The sequence below is a fragment of the Siminovitchia fordii DSM 16014 = CIP 108821 genome (assembly GCF_000374565.1).
Lineage (GTDB): Bacteria > Bacillota > Bacilli > Bacillales > Bacillaceae_C > Siminovitchia > Siminovitchia fordii.
This window is the reverse complement of sequence record NZ_KB894724.1, coordinates 1-19,655: the sequence shown is the minus strand read 5'-3', so window position 1 is coordinate 19,655 and position 19,655 is coordinate 1. Positions and strand designations below refer to the sequence as shown.

Sequence of the window (19,655 nt, the reverse complement as noted above, 5' to 3'; positions counted from 1 at the left end):
AAGGAGCTGAGCTCCTATTTCAAGTGCTTAATTTGTGTTACGAACGGCGAAGTGTAATCGTTACGACAAATCTTCAGTTCGGACAGTGGAATCATATATTCGGAGATCCGATCTTGACGGAAGCGTTTATTGATCGCTTAATTCATTACTCACATTTACTGGTGTTCAATCGAGAAAGTTTTCGACACAAAGAATCATTACTCAATCATTAAAAAAGGGATGTTGGCAAGTAGCTACAATTTTAACTGCCAAATCATACATATTCTACTTGCCAAATACACCCGTAATATCATCTTTATTAGTGACCGGTAAAATTACCACATGTTTTGGTGCTTCTACAGTATACTGAATTCCCATTAAGCAATTCATAATTTCTAGTTCATATTGTGGAAATATTTCTTGATTCGTCGCTAACACAATCACTTCTTTTGTTGATCTATTAATAAAGGCTTGTGCTGAACAACCAATCCATCCACCTGTATGACCTACCCACTCATCTTGAATGATAAAACCATGACTATAATGTTCTGCAAATTCTGTTGGTGTTAACATAAATTTCACAGTCTCTTTGCTAATGTACTGACCTTGCAAAAGTGCTTTTAAAAACTTTGCCACCTCTCTCACTGTTGCATAAATACCACCATCACCATAATAATCATTATATTTTTCACTGATGTGTAAATATTGGTCATCCGTAGTTTTTTTATATCGCTGTTCCTCATAATCATACGTTTGACTTTGTGCTTCCCATTGTTTTGTAGGTTGTGTTGTTGTCTGTGTAAGACTCAATGGTTCTGCAATATATTCTTGTAAATATTTTTCATACGATAAGCCGCTTACCTCCTCAATAATTTTGGCAAGCAAAACATAATTCGTATTACTATAAGACCAATGCTTTGGCGCATATTGTGGTAGCACCTCTTCGATAAATGTTTCAATTTTTACTGTTAAATCTTCTGAGATATACTCTGGAATACCTGATGTGTGTGTAAGTAATTGTGCAACTGTTACTTCTGTAAAATGCGGTACATTAAACCAATTTGTAATTTTATCTTCTAACTGTAGCTGTCCTTTTTCGATTAGCTGGAACGCCATTACGGCTGTATACATTTTACTTAGCGACGCCAGATTAAATTGCGTATTCTTGTTAATATGGTTCCTCTTTTCGAGTTCTTGATGACCATGATAATACTGTTTGATTTGTCCATTTTTTTCATAATACACCGCACCGTTAAACGCAATATTTTTGAGTAAATCTTCCACTTATTAACCCCCTAAATAAATTATACATCTAACATATTTGGCATGAAGAAATTTTTATAACTTCTTCATCGCAATCTCCTTTAACTTTTCAACAATGCGTTTTAATTCGTCTGCCTCATTTGATGAAAATTTTTATCTGCGATTTGTCGCTCTACATAATCTTGTTTTGAGAAATACTCTAATCCATTTTCATCTAATGTTATAAATACTTCACGCCGATTTTGTAGATTCATTTCTCGTTTGATATATTGGATCTTTTCTAATTTCGAAATTAATTGACTAACTGCGTTAGTGTTAAGGACAACTTAAAATTTTATAATTTAGCCGGTTTACTTTTTTAGAGTATGGCCGGAATTTCCCCGATTGGGAGCAGTTGCCCATTTTCCTCTTTAAATCGCTCTTCGGGTGCCACCCCGGGTGTCTGATTCGGCTTTGCGTTCGCCACGATTTCCAGCCAGTGAAGGGCGTCCCGATTCTAAGCTCCGGGAAAGCAATTCAATTTCCTTTTCCGGATTATGGGTCACTTCATTTGATTTAAACAGTAATTAGAAAGGTTAATCTTTTTGTAAATTAAACATGTATGCCACTTGCCAACTGTATTACGAATGCAATAAGAATTCCTTATAACGGAAGCCGACGCCGGTAAAAAGTAATAAATTGTGAATGTTGGATTAAACGGTCAATTACAGCTTCCGTTAGAATCGGGTCTCCAAAGATATGGTTCCTTAGGCCAAACTGCAGGTTGGTGGTGATGACGAGCTCCTTTACAAAGCTCGCCATCAAGAAAAGAACATTTCTGTTGTGTTAATTTCGTTCCAACCAAGCTGGAAGCTCTTCCTCTGCGATCAGTTTCATATATTCCTTCATTTCCACAGGATATACTTCAATTTCATTTGCTTCCGTCACAAAGCTATAATCTAGAAACCACACACACGACTTTCCTCTTAAAAATAGATATACTGGCTCATCGCGCTGCGCCTCTTCCACTTCTTCCCCGAACATAAATGTAATTGAATCAAAAACGGCATGACGTTCTTGAAAGTCTCTTAAAAAGGAGCGGAAAGAGATTGGATGGTCCTCATCCTTACAAATTGCGTCCATTTCTTCATCTGTATATGTACCCATGGAATCAAACAGTTCTCTTTCGATCTTAAAAGGTGCGATCCCCTCTTTTGGCTCTTCCTCAGGTAAACCATAAAAGTCGATCAGATGTTCTACATAATCAAGATTACCATTAATCATCGTAAATATATGATCCATGCCTTCGAAACGTTGGACAATCCTGCCTCCGTCTGCTAGGTGATGAAATATTAATGCATACTGCCCGTATACACAGCGAACCTTTTTTGGCGCCTTCATCACAGCATGAATCAGATCTTCTACTTCTTGGACTAATTGTGTTGAACGGGATTCATCCCAATAACCACGATGCTTTAACAGCCTTTCTACGTGATACGCGAAAGCGCCTAGCTGTTCCTCTGTCATATCCCGCTTTAGCAATGAGGCTTCACGCGCCACATCCTCATAACCACACAAAGCGAGCACCCCAATAAATTCATCTGTCGATAAGGCAATCTTCTTTTCATTTAACAAATTCATCATCCATCCCTCCATAAGCACATCCGCTCTTTTTTAAAAACCAAACCACATTTTTATCCTTGTCATGATCATCTGAATCAATGAGGATGCTTCTGTGGGATAGAAGTATACTTGACCATGCGTATCTACTTCCTTGTAGTCGATATACCAAATGCATGATTTTGACGGTAAAAACAAATGTATTTCTGGAATTTCATTCTCATCTGTGATGTAGTCAGACTTAATCAATGAAAAATTATTGAGGAAACATCCACTCTTCACAAACGCTTCCATGAATGCCTGCATAGCTGGAGGATGTTCTCCTTCAGAAAGCAATTCGTTGATTTGTTTTGCGGTCTTTGCGACTGAAAAAGACTGGAACATCTCACTCGACATTATAAAGGGCTCCATCTCGATCGGTTGTTCGGAGGGAAGCTGATAAAAGTCTTGTATTGTTTTTTCACCTTGTTTATTTTTTGTCATATCCATGTCGTAAAAGCTATGCATGCCATCTTCACATTTTTGCACAAGCACTTTCCGTGACCCCATGTTATGTAAAAGCATCACCGTTTTACCGTGGACACAACGTACTTTTTTCTCTGCTCTCATCAATAGATGAATCAAACTTTCGAGTCCCTGATCTATTTCACCTATTTCATTTTGATAGCCGCGACGCCGTAATAACGACTCCGCTTCTCCGACAACTTCTTGTAGTTGTTCATCGCTTTCCCAATCCCGTGTGTTCTTTAACGCATCAGCCGCCGCTTGCTCATATCCACACAACATCATCACTACACTTAGTTCTTCTGTCGATAACGAGAATGCTTTTTTCTCCTGAACCATGTCCATCCCTCCATTCATGTTTATTAATCCTTGCAAACAAAAAATGGGCACAAATGAATGTACCTACCCGATTTTCTCTTGATCAATAAACTGCTCAACAAATTCCAAAACTGCCTCTAAAGGAACATCACTTGCATTTTGCGGGATACTGATCGGAAACTCTTTATTCTTGTTCATATTTAAAAGAGCGCGTTTTACACCACTTTGTCGTTGAAGGAAAGGTTCAAAGTCTATCGGCATGATGCCAATCATCTTTTGTCCCACTAGCGAATACATCCCTATTCGCTCAATCTCATCCCAACGGATCAGACCCACACTTGCTAGAGTAGCATTTTCGTAAATTCCTTCTTGATCAATTCGTAATGACGGTCTCGGTTTGACAAAACGATACAATAGATACACCGTGCAAAGGCCAAAAAACGGGATGCCTACCACCCAGATGAAGGGGAGAATGGGCGCGATGACAGCGGTGATCCCTTGGGCATTCTCTGCAATTTCATCTCGATTAAACGCTGCCCACACGAGCACAGCCACAAACGCCAATGACAGGATCGAAAGCAACAACGTTCTTCCTTTCCCTGGGTAAACAATCATACTGTCTTTACTGACTTGTGTTCGATTTGTTTCACTCACCGCTTCTACCTCTCTCCTTTAAGCCGTTTTTTATCGTACCAAAATATTCTCTACAACAGCTGATAGCTTTTTCAAAAATACATCTCTATTCATATCTGTCGATCTTGGATGCATCAATATCACTCGGAATCTGTACAAAGTACGGAACTATACGTCTGTATTCAATCGCTTGTTCTAAATACTCACGTTTATCGATTTCAAATTCGTCCTTTTCCTCTTCTAAATGCTCTGGCAACAACACTCGTTCCGGTTCTTGCCCAGTTGTTTGACAGTACCATTGCCTGTTCTCTTTGTACAAAATCATTTCTTTTGGTGGACTCCAATCCAAGCGATTAAAATAACGGACACCGTTCTCTACATATAAAAACTCCACATCTTCAAACGTCTTCGATCCCTTTTCCCGATAACTGCTTATTCCCTCTGCAATGTAATAATCCAACTCTCCATACTCCAAGTAACGTCCACTTGACAGCATTTCCACTGATGGTTTTCTTTTCTTCGCCTCTTCGCGTGCTTTCTCTTCTGCCATCCTTCGGGCCCGCTCTTCTGGCGTAATGTCTAAGTCTATGCCTGCAGCCATAATCAAACGTGTCCAAAATCCAGTGAGAAAAAGGGCGATGCCTGGCCATATGAGGGCTACCGCTACTTCTTTACCAAACAAAAATGCATTAATCCCCATGCCTTTGGTGGAAGCAAAACTCCCCAACAAATGAAATATAAAAAAAGCGCCAAGTATAATGGTTACGATACGGGCTATCCTTTCTCGTGTACGAACTGGGATCCACTTGATCCATGAAAATAAAATAAACAACAATTGAATCCACAGAAGATTAATATAGAGCTCTTGGTAAAATGGTTGATCCACCAGCGCCTGTATTCCATATAAATTAATGGCCACCATTGACCATAGACCTGCAGTGAATACAAACGAATAAGTTGCCAATCGAATATTGTCTGAAAAACGATAGTGTACATATGCAGAAATGGCACTCACAATAAAATAACTTCCCCACAGCAAAATGGCAAACAAACGTGATGTGTCATTTAGGTACACAAAAAAGATATTGGGAATACTATAGAGATGAACCAACACCCCGAAAAAAAAATGATACCCACTATAAATAAAGAGAAAACTTTCCTTTTTTTCGTATGTATGAGTAGAAGGATTAACATTTATCACAATTTTGCACCTCAATTCCGCAGCTGCAGCAACAATTTTCTCTACAACTTGTCACACAGGCTCTCCTAAAGCCGTTTTTTATCGTACCAAATTATTCTCTACAACAGCTTATAGCTTTTTCAAAAATATATTTTATTCATCCCTGTCAATCTTGGACTCATCAATATCACTCGGAACCTCTACAAAGTACGGGACTATACGTCTGTATCCAATCGCTTGTTCCAAATAGCTTACTCTTCTGCGATCATTCGCGCTCGCTCTTTTGGAGTAACACCTAAGTCTATACCTCCGGCCATGGTCACATGTGTCCAAAATCCAGAGAAAAATAGAGCTATGCCTGGCCATATGAGAGCTACTGCTACCTCTTTACCGAACAAAAACACATAAATACCCATGCCTTTGGTGGAAGCAAAAATCCCTAACAAATGAAATATAAAAAAAGAGCCAAGTATAATGGTTACGATACGGGCTATCCTTTCTCGTGTACGAACTGGGATCCACTTGATCAATGAAAATAAAATTAAAAATAATTGGATCAATAGAAGATCGATATAAAGCTCTTGATAGAATGGTTGATCCACTAGCGCCTGTATCCCATATAAATTGCTCTCCACCATTGACCATAAGCAAACCGTGAAACCAAGCAAGTTTGTCTCGAGTCGCTCATAACTTGGTAAGCGGTAAACAATAAATGCAGCAACTGCACTAACCACAAAATAACTTAAACAGAGTAAAACATCAAACAAACGCCATATATCATCAATATACACAAAAAAGATATTTGGAATGCTATAAAGATAAACAAACACCCCACCCAAGAGATAAAGGCTTAAAATTGATCGGTACCTTTCCTTCTCCTCACTTTTATCAGAAAAAGAATCGATGTTTCTCACAGCCCCACCTCAGATCCCCATTTCAACACAATATAAAAACCCTAGTAGTAAATAAGGGAAGGGGAGATCCCCCTATCACCTACATTAACCAAACAGGCTACCAAGCGCTTTGGCGCCGCTTGATAGTAAATTCTTCGCTCCTTCTTTGACCTCATTTCCAAAATCACTTGCTGCATTCCAAGCAGCTTTTCCTGCATCTACTGCGGCATTCCAACCTTTTTCAGCTGCAGCTCCAATTTTCTCTCCAACTTGCCGTACAGGCTCTCCTAAAAATGTGTTCGCTGCGAAACCGCCAATTGCTGCGCCAACAAATCCACCAACAACCGTACCGACGCCAGGGAAAATCATCGTACCTATAGCCGCCCCTCCGGTTGCACCCGCATATGCAGCACCAATATCCAAAGCTGTTCCTGCAAGCGCGCGACCCGTTCTTTGTGCCGTACTTTTATCTTTATGTGCATCCGAAAATGCTTCCATAAAGTTGAGTCCCACCGCCAATACATTTCCTGCGCGGGCGAGATTCTTTTGCCAACCGCCGCCACCTGGTTTTATATTTTTAAGTGATTTTTTCACATCAACGCTCTTTATTGTTGGTAAGAAATTGTTACGCAAATTTTTCAATAAGTTTATAGAATTCCCTATAATACCATCCCCACGCCGGAAGTAATTTACAAACCGCTGTCCATTTTTATAGATCACCGTTGGACCTGAAGCTCTGTTCAACAGTCCTCCAACTCCTACGTTAGGTAGATTTCTTAATCCGGCTATTTCTTTTGGAAGATTGCTAGGCATATATCCATAACGTTGAACAATATATTTCCCTTTTGGGTGTTTCATCAACTCATGTATTTTAGAAGCCAGTTTTGAATCATACTTTCCTTTTTGCTTTGTCCATTTCTTATCGGCCACCAATTTAACAGTACCGTTTCCATTGTCCACGAATTTCAACATGCCCGTTGTAAACATTATTGTCGTCGCTGCACCACGCGCAACATCAACACCGACCAGTCCCCAATTCTGAATCGTTTTTACATCTGTTCCTAAGAAATTCACTACTCCCTGTACTAACGAACGGTCATCTCCACGATCCAAGCGACCCATATTCACGTCCGGCGCTTCCTTATGTAACGTCATCTCTTCGAAATGTGACCTTACGTCTTGAATATTCACCCCTTTTAAAAGAGGTCCGCCTGCATTGGTCCACTCTACCGCTTTTTGCACAATGGTGTCTAGTTCGGTACGGCTCGCTTGTACGTCATCCATTAAATCGACTCCGTCATTATCAAGCATATACAAATCATCAACGACTTCACTTGCGAATTTTCGCGAACTATCGATGCAGTTTGATACTTGGCTTATGTCTAGCTTTCCAAGATTCATAATATGGCTAACCGAAGCGGCATACTCATCCACTTTTTGTTTAGACTGCTCCGTTGACTCCTCAACTTTATCTAGCCCTCGAGTCATTTGCGTATCCCAAAAATCTTCGGTCACTACCCCATTTTCAGAGGGCTCAAATTCAAGGATATATGCCTTCATTTTTTTGATTTTTTCAATTGTAGTGGTGATGTGGGCGCGAAATGCCCGGATCGTTGGGAGCTGTAACTCAGCATGATTCAAGATTATTGCTTCCCCACCTTCTCCAGTGAATGCGCCGTCCATATTCAGTACTCTTTCAATTCCTACATCCATCAAATCCAAAAAATCCAAGCGACGTTGCAATTGATCTATGTCTTTATCAAGCTTCGCGATCGCTTGACTGACATCTAAGATTTTCATTATTTTCACCTCATTTTCCCTGCAAGTTCATGGTCCACATTCTCATATTCTTGCACTAAGGTTTGGAATTGCTGTTCCATTTGACTCAACGCCTGAAAATACATGCTTAATTTATCCTCTATTTCTTCTACTTCTCCGGTTTCAGCTAGCAACATGTCTAGCCCCTCAGTTGAATCAACCGCTTCTTTTTGAAAACTACCAGCAAGCTCTCCGACTGCTTGAAGGATTACTAGGGCTTCCTCTACGTTTACTTTAATTTCCATCCTCTATCACCCCTTATTTTCCCTTGCTAGCTTATCTAGCTTTCTCAAATGGTTAATTCGATCATTTCGGTATTGAATTTGTAGTCTTCCACTCTCCATTTTTTCATGGAGTCGATCTCGCTCACTATCAATGGCATCGATCATTTCTTGGACTTGCTCTGGTAACTTCACATGCTCCAGTTTAAGCTTATCACGCTCTGCCCTTTCGAAGTCAGATGCAATGGTCCCACGCGCTGCGTCATTTCCTAATTCCGGATTATCGATATGACTTTTATCTGATACTAACGTACTTTTTTCAGTTACTAACTTACTTCGGACATCAAGCAACTCTTGACGATGCTCTCCTGCTATATCCATTCCTTTCCTAATCGTTCGGATCTCATTATTCAGCAGATTAATTTGATTTAAATAATAGCTCATCACCTATACACCCTTCTTCGTTTTTATCACACAGTTTAATCCTTCTTCACTGAATAAAACCCATCCTTACTGTCAAGCATCTTAACGATTTTAAAAATTTCGTTTAGCCCTCGCCAGACGACATAGCCAAAAACGGCGTTGACTAGTTGATATATTAGACAAGCACAAGTAGATCTTCTTTTACCACTTCTGGGATTTTGATTTTCACATCTTGCCCATTGACGATATGGTAGCCAAATCCCTCTCCTAATGTCTCTGTACGATCCATCGTAAAGCTTATCACGCTCTGCCCTGATTTTTTCATCAGAAGTATATGTTGACGGACAGACTTTAATTGTTCAATAACTGGGCTGCGCCCTAAACTAATTTCTCGATGATTTGCTGCGGCTATGACTTGGAACTGTAAATGCCCAAACGTTTTCATCATATCCGCAAAAGTAGTTTCTTTCGTCATGCCAAGTGCCTGTTTAAAGTCTGCAACATTATCAATAACAAAGAGATAAGGAGAGAAGGTAGGAAATTCCATCCCCTGACTTAACGCCTCTTCATATTGAGCCTTTCTTAATTCCATAACTCGTGTCGCCTCTTCGATCTCTTGATTCATACCTTCCATTGTCATGACATAGGACACTTTTTCATGGCGATTGAAATCAAATAACGGGCGATCAACTCCATCAAATACGATAATCTTTTCTATGTTATCGTACTCAAGGTAGAACGAAAGCATGACTTTTAACATATTTGACTTTCCACGCTGTGGTTCACCAACAACCAATGTGTGCGCCCCTGCATCCTCGGCCATATAGACTGGCAGCACAGTCTCTTCGTTCAGGCCGAGTGGGATTCCTGGTTGAGGAACTTCTTCCAAGCGTTCTCGGAACCCAGCAAGTGTCAAGGTCTTCGGCAACATGACCATTGATTTTGGCAGTGCCGAACCTTGATAACGGCTATTGATCGTTTGGATACGTGCTTTCATGTTTTCAATTACTTCAAAGTCCGTTTCCCCTTCTGCTGGTAAGTACGTATGGGCAAGCCAGTTTTTACCTTTTGCGACAATCATTCGACCCGGGACAGACTCAATCGCAAATGGAACCCTTCCAAGTAATGATGTGACATCGGTTTTATCAATCATGTAATGACAAATCTTCATATTCATGCTGTTTAACAGCACAGGCTTCACTGCATTTCTTGCAGTTACGGTTGCAAAGACATAAATACCGCGTGATTGACCATCTCGGGCGAACCGAGTGAAGGCCGGGACTAGGTCTGAAAACTCTTCCGGCAAGATGTCATAGTTATCAATGACAATGAAAATCGATGGCAATGGCTCGTCACTCACCTCATTGTAAACGGAGATGTTGCTCACTTCTTTTTCCATAAACAGCTCACTCCGGCGTTCCATTTCTTTTTCAATGTAGTCAATGAGCTTTTCTAACTTACGTCCTTCATCCAATTTAATATAATCCCCGGTATGACGAAGTTGGCGCAATGGCAGAAGGGCACCGTTGCCAAAGTCGAGCAAATAATAGTTTACTTGCTCAGGTGATTGTTTCTCCGCAAATGCTAAAAGTAACGTCAGAAGCGTCATCGACTTTCCGTATCCGCTCATACCAAAGATCATTAAATTGCCGCTCTTGCCCCAATCATAACAAATGGGGAATTGCCGTTGGTTCTCTGGGTCATCGGCAAGCGCAAATGGGAATGCTTGTGGATCATCTTCTTCGTAACTCTTAGCATCATAGAAGATCCGTTCTTCTAATGGGTCAAGCCATGGGCTTTTCGCTGGAACAATCGCCAATTGGTCTGTTGTTGTTATAATTTCTTCGACAATCGCCTCAATCTCGGTGATGCTTTCTTGTTTGTTGTCCTCTTCCATCTCCGATCTTGAAACAAGTTTTAAACCGAGATCTGTCACATAAGCAATCTCCTCTTCCCCCTCGTGAGCTGACCGCATATACTGTGCACCGCTCCATGCGCTTTGGAACAAGTCGTATTGCTCGTTACTACCAATTTGTAAATAGCCTCGTCCCGTTTCTTTAATATAAGCGGCGTCTTCGTTTTTTAAAATTTCTCTTGAATCCGTGGCATTTTGTACTTTCAAGGCGATCCGAAAACGGGAGTTACTCCAGATTTGTCCGTCCACAACTCCGCTCGGCTTTTGTGTCGCTAGGAGAAGATGTACACCAAGAGAGCGCCCAATGCGCGCCGCAGATACAAGTTCTTTAATAAATTCTGGCTCCTCATTTTTTAGCTCCGCAAATTCATCGGAAATAATAAAGAGGTGCGGCATCGGCTCTTTAGCGACACCTGATTTATACAGTTCCGTGTAGTCGTTAATATGGTTAACGGTATGTTCATCGAATAAGCGTTGACGCTTCTTTAATTCTGATCGAATGGAGGCTAGGGCACGTAAACTAAAGTTTTCACTCTCAGCAATATTGGTGATCACACCAAGTAGATGCGGCATCCCTTTAAATGGCTGCGCCATTCCGCCCCCTTTGTAGTCAATGAGCAAGAAGGCAACTTCATGGGGGTGGTAGTTGACGGCTAAAGACAAAATATAGGTTTGTAAGAACTCTGATTTCCCTGATCCCGTTGTTCCTGCAAGCAATCCGTGGGGACCATGCATCTTTTCATGTGCATCTAGCTCAAGCAGCTCATCTTTTGCCTTAAAGCCGATTGGCACTGCAAGGGATTTAGTGCTGTCATTGATTTGCCAACGTTTATTGATTTTTAAATCTTTCGCCTGCTTAACCCCTGGGAACATTTCCATAAAGGACACCATGTCAGGGATTGACCGTGTCATACCCTGTTGATGATACAAAGAAGCGAGCATGCGGGCATAGTTTTCGTTCGACGGATCGTATGGATCAAACTGGAAGCGTTTATGAATCGAAATGTTCCTCAGTAGAACAATTTCCCCTTCGTTTCGGTTTACTGCTTTCACAATTGTATGCACATGTTCATTTAAGTTTTGAGCAACATCGGTTAAAAAGATGACGGTGAAGCCAAGCTGTTTATCTTTTCCTTCCAAATATTCCATAATACTGTGTTCTGCAATCAGTGAACGGTTTGCGACAAAGAAAACGATGTGCGGGAGAAATTTTTTCGCTTCTCGTTTCTTCTCAAATGCTTCTTTTTGTACCAATTCTCGCTCACGCAGCATGTGATATAACGGATTTAAAATGTAGTCGCACGCCTTTTCATCATAGATGAAGCCTTTTGCCTCAGAACCAGGCAATTGAAAATGTGGTAACCAGCGCATCCACTCCCATTTCCTGCGCTGTCCTTCATGTAAAATCGCGACAAACCGTAAGTCATGATAACTGTGGGCAAAAGCGAGTTGCCCAATAATTTGCGATACTTCACGTTCCACAATGGAAGGCTTTCCAACATATCCGAGCGCACCGCGGGCGACACTTAAACGTAGCGGGGCATCCTCTAGGTGTGAATACTTGTCACGTAACCGCTCAAAATCCTCCATCAGCTCATCCCGATCACGATTCGATAACTCATCACTCGGTTGATTTAATTCAAAGCTGGCGGGCACAGACGAGCGTCCAATTCGAATATCTAAAAAATCGTCGTTGTCAATGGTTCTCTCCCAAATACGGCTACTGACACGACGTGTCTTATCCTTCATCTGTTCAAACGTCGGCAAATGATACGAAAGCGCATGCCTTTGCGCTTCCGCTAGCGCCTGCAATTCATCCCGCTTTACCTCTAAATAGCGAGTGTACACACGTTTACGCTTTTCTTCTTTTTGCTTCCGCTTTTTCTTCTCGCGAAAAAACATCATTGTCGCCACAAACGCCATTACCGTCATAATTGGGACAGACATGAACAACATCCACGTGCGTTTCAATGTAATCGAAATCGTGACCATGATCACGATAATCGAAAGCGGCGGCAGCAAAACCAACCACAGTGGCCGGCTCGTATCATCCACTTCTTCAGACGGCATAGAAAAATCCACTTTATCCGCCGGTTGTTCATAGATCATACGTGGCGTACGGCGGTAAATAGGATACTGTTGTTGCATGAGGGACGTTGGCGTTTCTACCTGGGTCAACGTCGTTTCATAAGGCTCACTGCTTTCAACGACCAAAATAACACCATCTAAAATTTTCAAAAGCACTCGTCCAAAAAGAAGCTCATCACCGTCTAATATACGGGTCGGCGTGGATACTGTCACTCCGTTCACATATGGGGCCTGTGTCCCTTCTTTCGGATAGAGCGTCCATTTCTTCTTTTCATATAGCAATGTGCAATTAACCTGAATATCTAGTGGTAAAACAACATTGGCAGAAGATTTATTGGAAATGGTCACAAGATTCGAATGACCCATGTAATATTTTTTTTTACTTGGAGCCTCTTTAATGTATAGGAAAAAATACGGTTGACCATCTATGTTCAAGTTGCATGATTCACCAGAAGAAAGGGTAAGCAGTTCTTCGTCTCCACACGTAATCAAGCACTGACCATCTTGATCACGAACTTGTATGTCTTTTTGTAAAAAAGAAATACGCACCTTCACTTGTTCCCCTGAGCCAATAACAGCAGGGAGTCCATCCACCGCTACCCTTTGCACATACTGATCGTAAAAGACCCACAATGTCGAGGACATTATTTGTCACCCCCACCCTTTTCCTTCTTATAATCCTTTTGATTCCTATCCTTTTCTTTTTCGTCTTTTCCTTCTTGTTTGTCTGGATTACCCTCATCATTCGGCTGGAATGGTTCCTCTTCCTCCGCTAGCTCTTCAAGTTCATGCATATAATTATCAATCTCCGCTTCAATCTCCTTGATTAAGTCTTCCCGCTCTTTTCCTGACAGCTTATTATCATTTTTAACTTCTTCTCGACGCTTCAAATTGGCATATACAAGCCACTCTTTATCTTGAAGCCCGCGGGCAATATCAATGGCTTCTTCATTTTCGCCCCGTCCAATCGCAATCCAGTAATCGAAGTAAGGCTCTGCAGCCTGTAGTACGAGCACATTTTTAAGGTTTTTCCGATGATAGTCTTGCAATGGTTCTACTGCGACATAAGATTGCGCGAGTTCATATTTCACAACACGGGGCATGCTGCTTGGTGAATACGGTTCAAGGGTATCAATCACTTCACTATAGTTTTCATTTAAGAAAGCGGAATGGCCAGCAGTAAATGCTTCTTGGCTTGGTTGTAAAAAGGCAAGGACGTACACAATATACACGATCGCTGGTACAAGCACGGAAATGAGTCCGATGCCTATCCATTTTTGTAGGGTCCACCTTGTTTTTGGTACTTTATGTAATTGCTTCTCTTGTTGTTCCTGTTCTCGAATCCAATCACAAACAAGTTCACGTAATCCTTCTAACGTTGTTTGTTGGATGAGAGCTGCTGCTCTATGTGATAATTTTAATGTGTCATGATGATTCATATATTCATTGAATCGATAATTCCCATCTAAAAGTACTAGTAATGTGGTACGTAATTCAAGAAATAATCTATCGGGGGTTTTTTCATATGGGGGGATACTGTCTTTCACACCATAATGGATAAATGTTACGTCCAACCCATCACTGACGAGCACGTTCTCAGGGCTGACAATCAAATGAAGTATATCGTGATCATGTTGGATGACTTTTTGGATCAATGCGTGGGCAACAAAGAGTTTCACACTTTCTTCTTTATTTTTAAGCGTACCAAACGATCTCAAAGGGATCACTGGTCTCACTTTAATGACAAAGTCGTCTTCATTTTGTTCGATTTCTCTCGTAGTGTACGGATCACAACCGTCTAGTACTCTTGCTTCTAACGTATCATTTAATTGAATCTCTTCATTCTGAAATGTAATAGTATAATAGCCGTTTTCATCTTTCCCTAACTGCATACCTAGGCGTTCTTCTAAATAAAGTAGTTTTCTCTCACTCATTTTCCCAACTCTGCCCCTCTCCTATGAGCGAATGTTCACAGTATCACTAAACGATCACCATTTGTGACACCATGGTCTGCCAAAATCTGATCTCCTCCAAGTATCCGCGCTTTATTTTCAATCCGGATATAATCCCCCTCTCGCCGCTGTTGGTTCAGCTTTTCAATTTCCCACACAATGTCGATGAACTTGCGCACAGTGTATTGGTCGGATAGACGCAAATCAATTTCTTTTTCTAAATAATTACGCAAATCAACTGTTACTTTTATGTACACGAAAACACCTCTTCCAAAAGAAAGAGCAATCACAATCCACAATAACATGAATCGCGATTGCGCTCCGTAAAATGAATTAGTATCCAATACGGCTACGGATTTCTTGGTCTGTTGTTTCCACAACGTTCGCAATATCATCCGTTTGTGCTCCAAGCTCGTCGTACAACTGGATGAGCTCTTCTACGTGCCTCCGTTTGTCTTGCCACTGTTCAGCAAATCCTTGGAATGCCTCCCCTTCCCAAGTAGAGCCCAGCTTCATAATACGTGCGTCTCCTCTTTGCAGGAGCTCTTGGTACGATGCTGCATCTGCACGGGTCTCATTTGCCTCCGTGCGTAATTCATCTGGTGTCATACGAATTTGTGCCATGAAAAACCCCTCCTTAAAAAAATACTACTTTTCTATAATACATAATTATTGTAAGAGTGAAATTATTATAGTGTCAACCTTTTTTGGATATATTTTACAATCATCTTAGCTGTGTCTCCTCTTCCGCGCGCTGATTACCCTGGTTACTCGCATTGTGGAAGTCTAATCTTTTTCGGAGACCTGAGTGAAACAGGAAGTTAATGATCATTGAATATGATGGTACCATAACTTATCTCTTTTTTGACTTCATCTTCTCCAAATCTAGCCGATGTGTTCCCCAAAAGTCTTATGTTATCGTTATAATGTCATAATCAAGATCAACATAATTTTCCATTTATTTATACTTTCACACAAAATTATGTTTTTATCAATCGTTGTTTCTGCTACGATAATAAGGAAATCGGGACATACAGTCGAATCTTATCGACGTATGGATAATCATATAAAGAAGGAGGATTTGTAGACTGTGAGAAGCAAGAAAAGCAGTGTCATCAGCCTACTCATCGCCATTCTAATCATCGCTGCGATACCGCTCGGATTTTTTAATTACATTGGGCCTGAACCGATGTTTAGTCCAAAAAACACAACAGGGCAAATCGCAATTGTTAACGAAGATGATGGTTTTCTTCGAGCAAAAGATGACCTCACCACGCTAGGAAAAGACTTAATTCTAACGATTGAAGGCGGTGAATCTGAGTACGAATGGCCTGTTGTCAGCCGAACCGTTGCACAATCAGGGCTAGAGAACAAAAAATACGATGCTGCCATCTATATTCCTTCCTCTTTTTCACGTGACATTATGTCATTTAAGGAGGAAGTACCGAGAATCACCAACATTCGCTTTGAGCTATCGCCCCACCTAAACGCGAAAAACCAAGAACGTGTCCAAAAAGAGCTAGAAGCTGCCCAACAAAAGTTGAACGGGCAAGTCACTGCAATGTATTGGCGTTATGTAAGTGAAGAAATTAACGAAATTCAAACGAATTTTGGTGAGATACTAGACAAAGAGATCGATTTCTTAAATGAAATGTATTCGTTTTACGCTCCCAGCTCACAAGAACTTGAGAAAGAAATTGATCGTCAGCGTGAACGCTTAACACAGCTATTTTCCTACTCGAAAGAGGCGACAGGTATTGCAGGAAATTCCCAAAGCAGCCTGACAGAAGCAGAAAAGGCTTTTGAAACGCTCACGAACAATATCGACATGTACCTAGATTATCAATCAGATGTAGCAGATTCTTTACAATTAATCGATCTTGAAAATGAACAGCTGATGAATGAAGCATCCGCCGAGTTCAACGTATTATTAGAAGATGGTGAGAGGCGGATCAGAGAAGGCCAAGAACCCTTTCAGCCGCAATTAAAAAATGAAGGAAACAACGTATACGACTATTTGCAATTGATACATGCTGGAGCAGGTACTTTCTATCAACAAATGCAAGGCTTTGAAACGAATATGAACACATCTTTTCAGGCTTTAAATCAAGAGATTGACCTCCTGCCGCAATCACACAGGGATGTCATTAGAAATTACAATCAGCAAGACGCTTTGAATGCCTTTTTATATACAATAGAATCTACTCTCGTCAAACGTAAGGACCTGACTCAAGAAACTCCCGATGAGCTACAGCGGCCAGGTGCACCACAAGATGAATTGAAAGGGCTGAAACCAAGTACGCTTGAAGAGGTAGAGAAGCAAATCGAAACCATAAAAGAATTGCTTACCAAGCTTGAACCGGAAAAAGAGAAGCCAGAGCCTAATCCAATACCCGATCCAGAGCCAGACACTAAACCAGGATCACCGGGTGAACCAGACAACGATCTCGAACAAGAAAACACAATGGGGGAGTCAGAAGAACAACCTGAGCCAACAACAGACGCTGAACCAGAATCACCGGGTGAATCGGACAGCGATCTCGGCCAAGAAGACACATTAGGGAAGTCCGAAGATAATGACCTAGACAATTCAGAAGAACAACCTGAACAGCCAGGACAACCACAGCAACCAGATACGCCTCAAGATGAACGTTCCCCGTATTCGATCTGGGAAGAAGCAACTGCTCTTATTGAGCAGCTAGAAAATGAATTGAACAGCCAAAAGATAAACATCAAAAACAACGGCGATCTTATATCTAGTTATATCGACTACTTAGAAAAACTGCAGCGCTACCTAGATCAATTAGAAGAAAGAACAGAGGCGCTACCGAACTCACTGATAGACAAAATTCAGGAGCGCGAAAAGCGGATTTTATCATCCGAACCAGCAAGTGAATTTGCGTCCCGTTTTAGTGAACCAATTCAAAATCGGGACCCTGGCTTACTGATGGACTATTACGGATTACTTTCTGAGCTTGAACTGACCATGCGAAACTATAGTTTTAGCAGTACTTTAAATCGGGAACATGCAGATGCTGCGATTAAGCAATTTGCTCGTATGGGAGAGTTAAGGGAACAAATCCTTGAATCACAAGAAAATGTGACATCCTTCATGTTCTTAACCGAGGATATTAAACAATTCCAGAAATTCTCTACAGACGCACGTACCGAAATGGATACTCTCCTTGAAGATACGAATACCGTGCTCGCCGACCTAAGTGCTGAAATAAAAGAGGAACAACAGCTTATTTTATCATTGGTTAATGAAACACATGTACATGCGGGCAACGCTTTAGAGCAAGTAAAGAGTAACCGCAAACCAATCGACATTGAAGCTGGGCCAATCGAAGGTCTTGATGGCCACCTTGTGCAGATGAGTCATCAAGCGTCTTTAATGGAGGTCGAACAACTTGGCGATGTAGTATCCTCTCTTAGCAAGCACCAAGACGATTTGATTGGGTCAACAGAAGAAATGTTTGGACAAGTCTCAAGTGTCCAAAGCAAATCTGATGATCTAAATAACCGATGGAAAAAAAGTGTGGATACAACAAAACTTGTACACGACAATATGAATGACATTCTTCATAATGCGATTAACGATGGCTATTACAACGACTACGTATACAAACATTTGTCCAACCCGGTCAACATTGCTGGAGAACAAGTGGTAAAACCTGCCGAACCGTTTACACCACCGGTTGTCATGCTTGTGGTTATCTTGCTTGTCAGCCTACTGATTGGATATTTGGCTCACCATTATGGGAATTTGCCTATCCCTGTGCATCTATCACTATATGTCATTTTATCGGTTGCTCTTGGATTAATTATTAGCATATACGGGCTCAATATCTATAAAATGTCGGAGGCACAAGCCATTCAATGGTCCATTATTACGGTACTGCTTGTCCTGGCTACATCAGGATTGATGTGCTTAATACTCATGATCGGACCATGGATAGGAGCACTCGGGAGCGTTTTAATCATTTTCCTATTTACCACTCCGCTCCTTGATATGGCGATGCCAAACTTTAGTTCCAATAACCCGATAGCTGAACTATTCATATCCATTCAACATCAAGAACAAACGCTATTCGTACCAGGTGCCACGGTACTAGTCGCCATCACCTGCTTTTCAATCGCAATAATAGTGGCTAAACACATTTACAAAAATCAACAGTTACGTCATTCAACAGAGGAAGAGGAATATGAAGTTTAAACGTTTGACTGTTTGTTGTAGTGTAATAGCAGTGCTCCTTACAGGATTTTCTTACATCTCTTTTGCGGCGGAAGAACCTACACGTACAGATCCCGCCGAATATCAAAAACATGAGATCCGGTCCAATTTACGAATAGATCATACTTCAGAAGAGGCACAAGAGCCTGTACGTGTACCTGAAGAAGTGCGTAAGTTACAATTCGATCAACCACGAGAACAAGAATACGATAAAATGATTCGTACCCTCTCCTTCACAGGAGAAGATAAATTCACAACCGAAATGATTGCAAGTCATATTGGACTGTTTGATACAGAAAACCCTTTGCCGCAACAGACACCTAACAACGATGATTCATCCGTTGCTTGGCTCCCTTGGGTACTTGGTGGTGTTGTGATGGCGCTCTTTTTAACGTTGTTTGTATATATCTTGCCTAAAGGGTTTAATCAAATGGAGCAGTAAAATCATTCTCCCGTTTATGTTAAGCGTAAACGGGAGATTTTTAGTGAAATTTGTTCAGTACATGAATCAGAAAACGAAAAAACAGATGATTCAGATACTGAACACTAAATATAAAATGGTATAAAATCATTCAACAAAATTCAAAAAGTGAATTTCACGAGAAAAAAAGGATTCAAAAACCAGCTTTGGTAAA

Annotated in this window: 16 protein-coding genes and 1 pseudogene; 3 read left to right on the top strand and 14 right to left on the bottom strand. The window is 41.0% G+C overall.

Annotated elements, in window-relative coordinates; translation table 11 throughout:
- The coding region (locus C509_RS25895) for an ATP-binding protein (protein WP_169509283.1) at window positions 1-212 on the top strand (212 nt) is incomplete at its 5' end.
- A 52-nt stretch (window positions 213-264) separates the two neighbouring features.
- Here C509_RS25895 and C509_RS0122850 read toward each other — a convergent pair.
- From C509_RS0122850 to C509_RS0122790, 14 genes and pseudogenes are all read right to left on the bottom strand, one after another.
- The gene (locus tag C509_RS0122850) at window positions 265-1,263 is read right to left on the bottom strand and encodes a serine hydrolase domain-containing protein (RefSeq protein WP_018709255.1); all 999 of its coding nucleotides are present in this window, start codon (window positions 1,261-1,263) and stop codon (window positions 265-267) included.
- A 599-nt stretch (window positions 1,264-1,862) separates the two neighbouring features.
- Window positions 1,863-2,028, bottom strand: a pseudogene (locus C509_RS25885) (ATP-binding protein); the annotation flags it as partial.
- A gap of 39 nt (window positions 2,029-2,067) precedes the next feature.
- Window positions 2,068-2,862, bottom strand: coding sequence for a hypothetical protein (locus tag C509_RS0122845; RefSeq protein WP_018709254.1), 795 nt, complete (start codon window positions 2,860-2,862; stop codon window positions 2,068-2,070).
- A 33-nt stretch (window positions 2,863-2,895) separates the two neighbouring features.
- Entirely contained in the window at window positions 2,896-3,684 is a 789-nt protein-coding gene (locus C509_RS0122840) for a hypothetical protein (protein ID WP_018709253.1), read from the bottom strand.
- A 63-nt stretch (window positions 3,685-3,747) separates the two neighbouring features.
- Window positions 3,748-4,317, bottom strand: a complete 570-nt coding sequence (locus C509_RS25270; RefSeq protein WP_018709252.1) for an STM3941 family protein — start codon at window positions 4,315-4,317, stop codon at window positions 3,748-3,750.
- Window positions 4,318-4,402: 85 nt separating this feature from the next.
- Complete coding sequence (locus C509_RS0122830; RefSeq protein WP_211214307.1) at window positions 4,403-5,371, bottom strand: hypothetical protein; 969 nt, start codon at window positions 5,369-5,371, stop codon at window positions 4,403-4,405.
- A gap of 356 nt (window positions 5,372-5,727) precedes the next feature.
- Window positions 5,728-6,390 (bottom strand): hypothetical protein, encoded by a 663-nt coding sequence (locus C509_RS0122825; RefSeq protein ID WP_018709250.1) that lies wholly within the window; start codon window positions 6,388-6,390, stop codon window positions 5,728-5,730.
- Between the two features lie 84 nt (window positions 6,391-6,474).
- Entirely contained in the window at window positions 6,475-8,169 is a 1,695-nt protein-coding gene (locus C509_RS0122820) for a T7SS effector LXG polymorphic toxin (RefSeq protein WP_018709249.1), read from the bottom strand.
- 5 nt (window positions 8,170-8,174) lie between these two features.
- Window positions 8,175-8,432, bottom strand: coding sequence for a hypothetical protein (locus C509_RS0122815; protein ID WP_018709248.1), 258 nt, complete (start codon window positions 8,430-8,432; stop codon window positions 8,175-8,177).
- A gap of 6 nt (window positions 8,433-8,438) precedes the next feature.
- Entirely contained in the window at window positions 8,439-8,852 is a 414-nt protein-coding gene (locus tag C509_RS0122810; protein ID WP_018709247.1) for a DUF5082 domain-containing protein, read from the bottom strand.
- Between the two features lie 154 nt (window positions 8,853-9,006).
- Window positions 9,007-13,479 (bottom strand): type VII secretion protein EssC, encoded by a 4,473-nt coding sequence (essC, locus tag C509_RS0122805; RefSeq protein WP_018709246.1) that lies wholly within the window; start codon window positions 13,477-13,479, stop codon window positions 9,007-9,009.
- Window positions 13,479-14,768, bottom strand: coding sequence for a type VII secretion protein EssB (gene essB, locus C509_RS0122800; protein ID WP_018709245.1), 1,290 nt, complete (start codon window positions 14,766-14,768; stop codon window positions 13,479-13,481). The genes essC and essB overlap by 1 nt, the downstream gene beginning before the upstream one ends.
- 35 nt (window positions 14,769-14,803) lie before the next feature.
- On the bottom strand, window positions 14,804-15,043 hold the full coding sequence (gene yukD / locus C509_RS0122795) for an ESX secretion system protein YukD (protein ID WP_018709244.1): 240 nt from the start codon (window positions 15,041-15,043) through the stop codon (window positions 14,804-14,806).
- Between the two features lie 76 nt (window positions 15,044-15,119).
- Window positions 15,120-15,410, bottom strand: a complete 291-nt coding sequence (locus C509_RS0122790; RefSeq protein ID WP_018709243.1) for a WXG100 family type VII secretion target — start codon at window positions 15,408-15,410, stop codon at window positions 15,120-15,122.
- 466 nt (window positions 15,411-15,876) lie between these two features.
- On the opposite strand from C509_RS0122790, the gene esaA reads away from it, so the two are divergent.
- Window positions 15,877-19,002 (top strand): type VII secretion protein EsaA, encoded by a 3,126-nt coding sequence (esaA, locus tag C509_RS0122785; RefSeq protein ID WP_018709242.1) that lies wholly within the window; start codon window positions 15,877-15,879, stop codon window positions 19,000-19,002.
- Window positions 18,992-19,462 (top strand): YueC family protein, encoded by a 471-nt coding sequence (locus tag C509_RS0122780; RefSeq protein WP_018709241.1) that lies wholly within the window; start codon window positions 18,992-18,994, stop codon window positions 19,460-19,462. The genes esaA and C509_RS0122780 overlap by 11 nt, the downstream gene beginning before the upstream one ends.
- Window positions 19,463-19,655: the final 193 nt, after the last annotated feature.

Bases quoted from the DNA above. Each gene is read 5' to 3' on its own strand.
- C509_RS0122845 (WP_018709254.1), bottom strand. From the start codon at position 2,862: ATGAATTTGTTAAATGAAAAGAAGATTGCCTTATCGACAGATGAATTT.
- C509_RS0122840 (WP_018709253.1), bottom strand. From the start codon at position 3,684: ATGGTTCAGGAGAAAAAAGCATTCTCGTTATCGACAGAAGAACTAAGT.
- C509_RS0122820 (WP_018709249.1), bottom strand. From the start codon at position 8,169: ATGAAAATCTTAGATGTCAGTCAAGCGATCGCGAAGCTTGATAAAGAC.
- C509_RS0122815 (WP_018709248.1), bottom strand. From the start codon at position 8,432: ATGGAAATTAAAGTAAACGTAGAGGAAGCCCTAGTAATCCTTCAAGCA.
- C509_RS0122810 (WP_018709247.1), bottom strand. From the start codon at position 8,852: ATGAGCTATTATTTAAATCAAATTAATCTGCTGAATAATGAGATCCGA.
- essC (WP_018709246.1), bottom strand. From the start codon at position 13,479: ATGTCCTCGACATTGTGGGTCTTTTACGATCAGTATGTGCAAAGGGTA.
- essB (WP_018709245.1), bottom strand. From the start codon at position 14,768: ATGAGTGAGAGAAAACTACTTTATTTAGAAGAACGCCTAGGTATGCAG.
- C509_RS0122790 (WP_018709243.1), bottom strand. From the start codon at position 15,410: ATGGCACAAATTCGTATGACACCAGATGAATTACGCACGGAGGCAAAT.
- C509_RS0122780 (WP_018709241.1), top strand. From the start codon at position 18,992: ATGAAGTTTAAACGTTTGACTGTTTGTTGTAGTGTAATAGCAGTGCTC.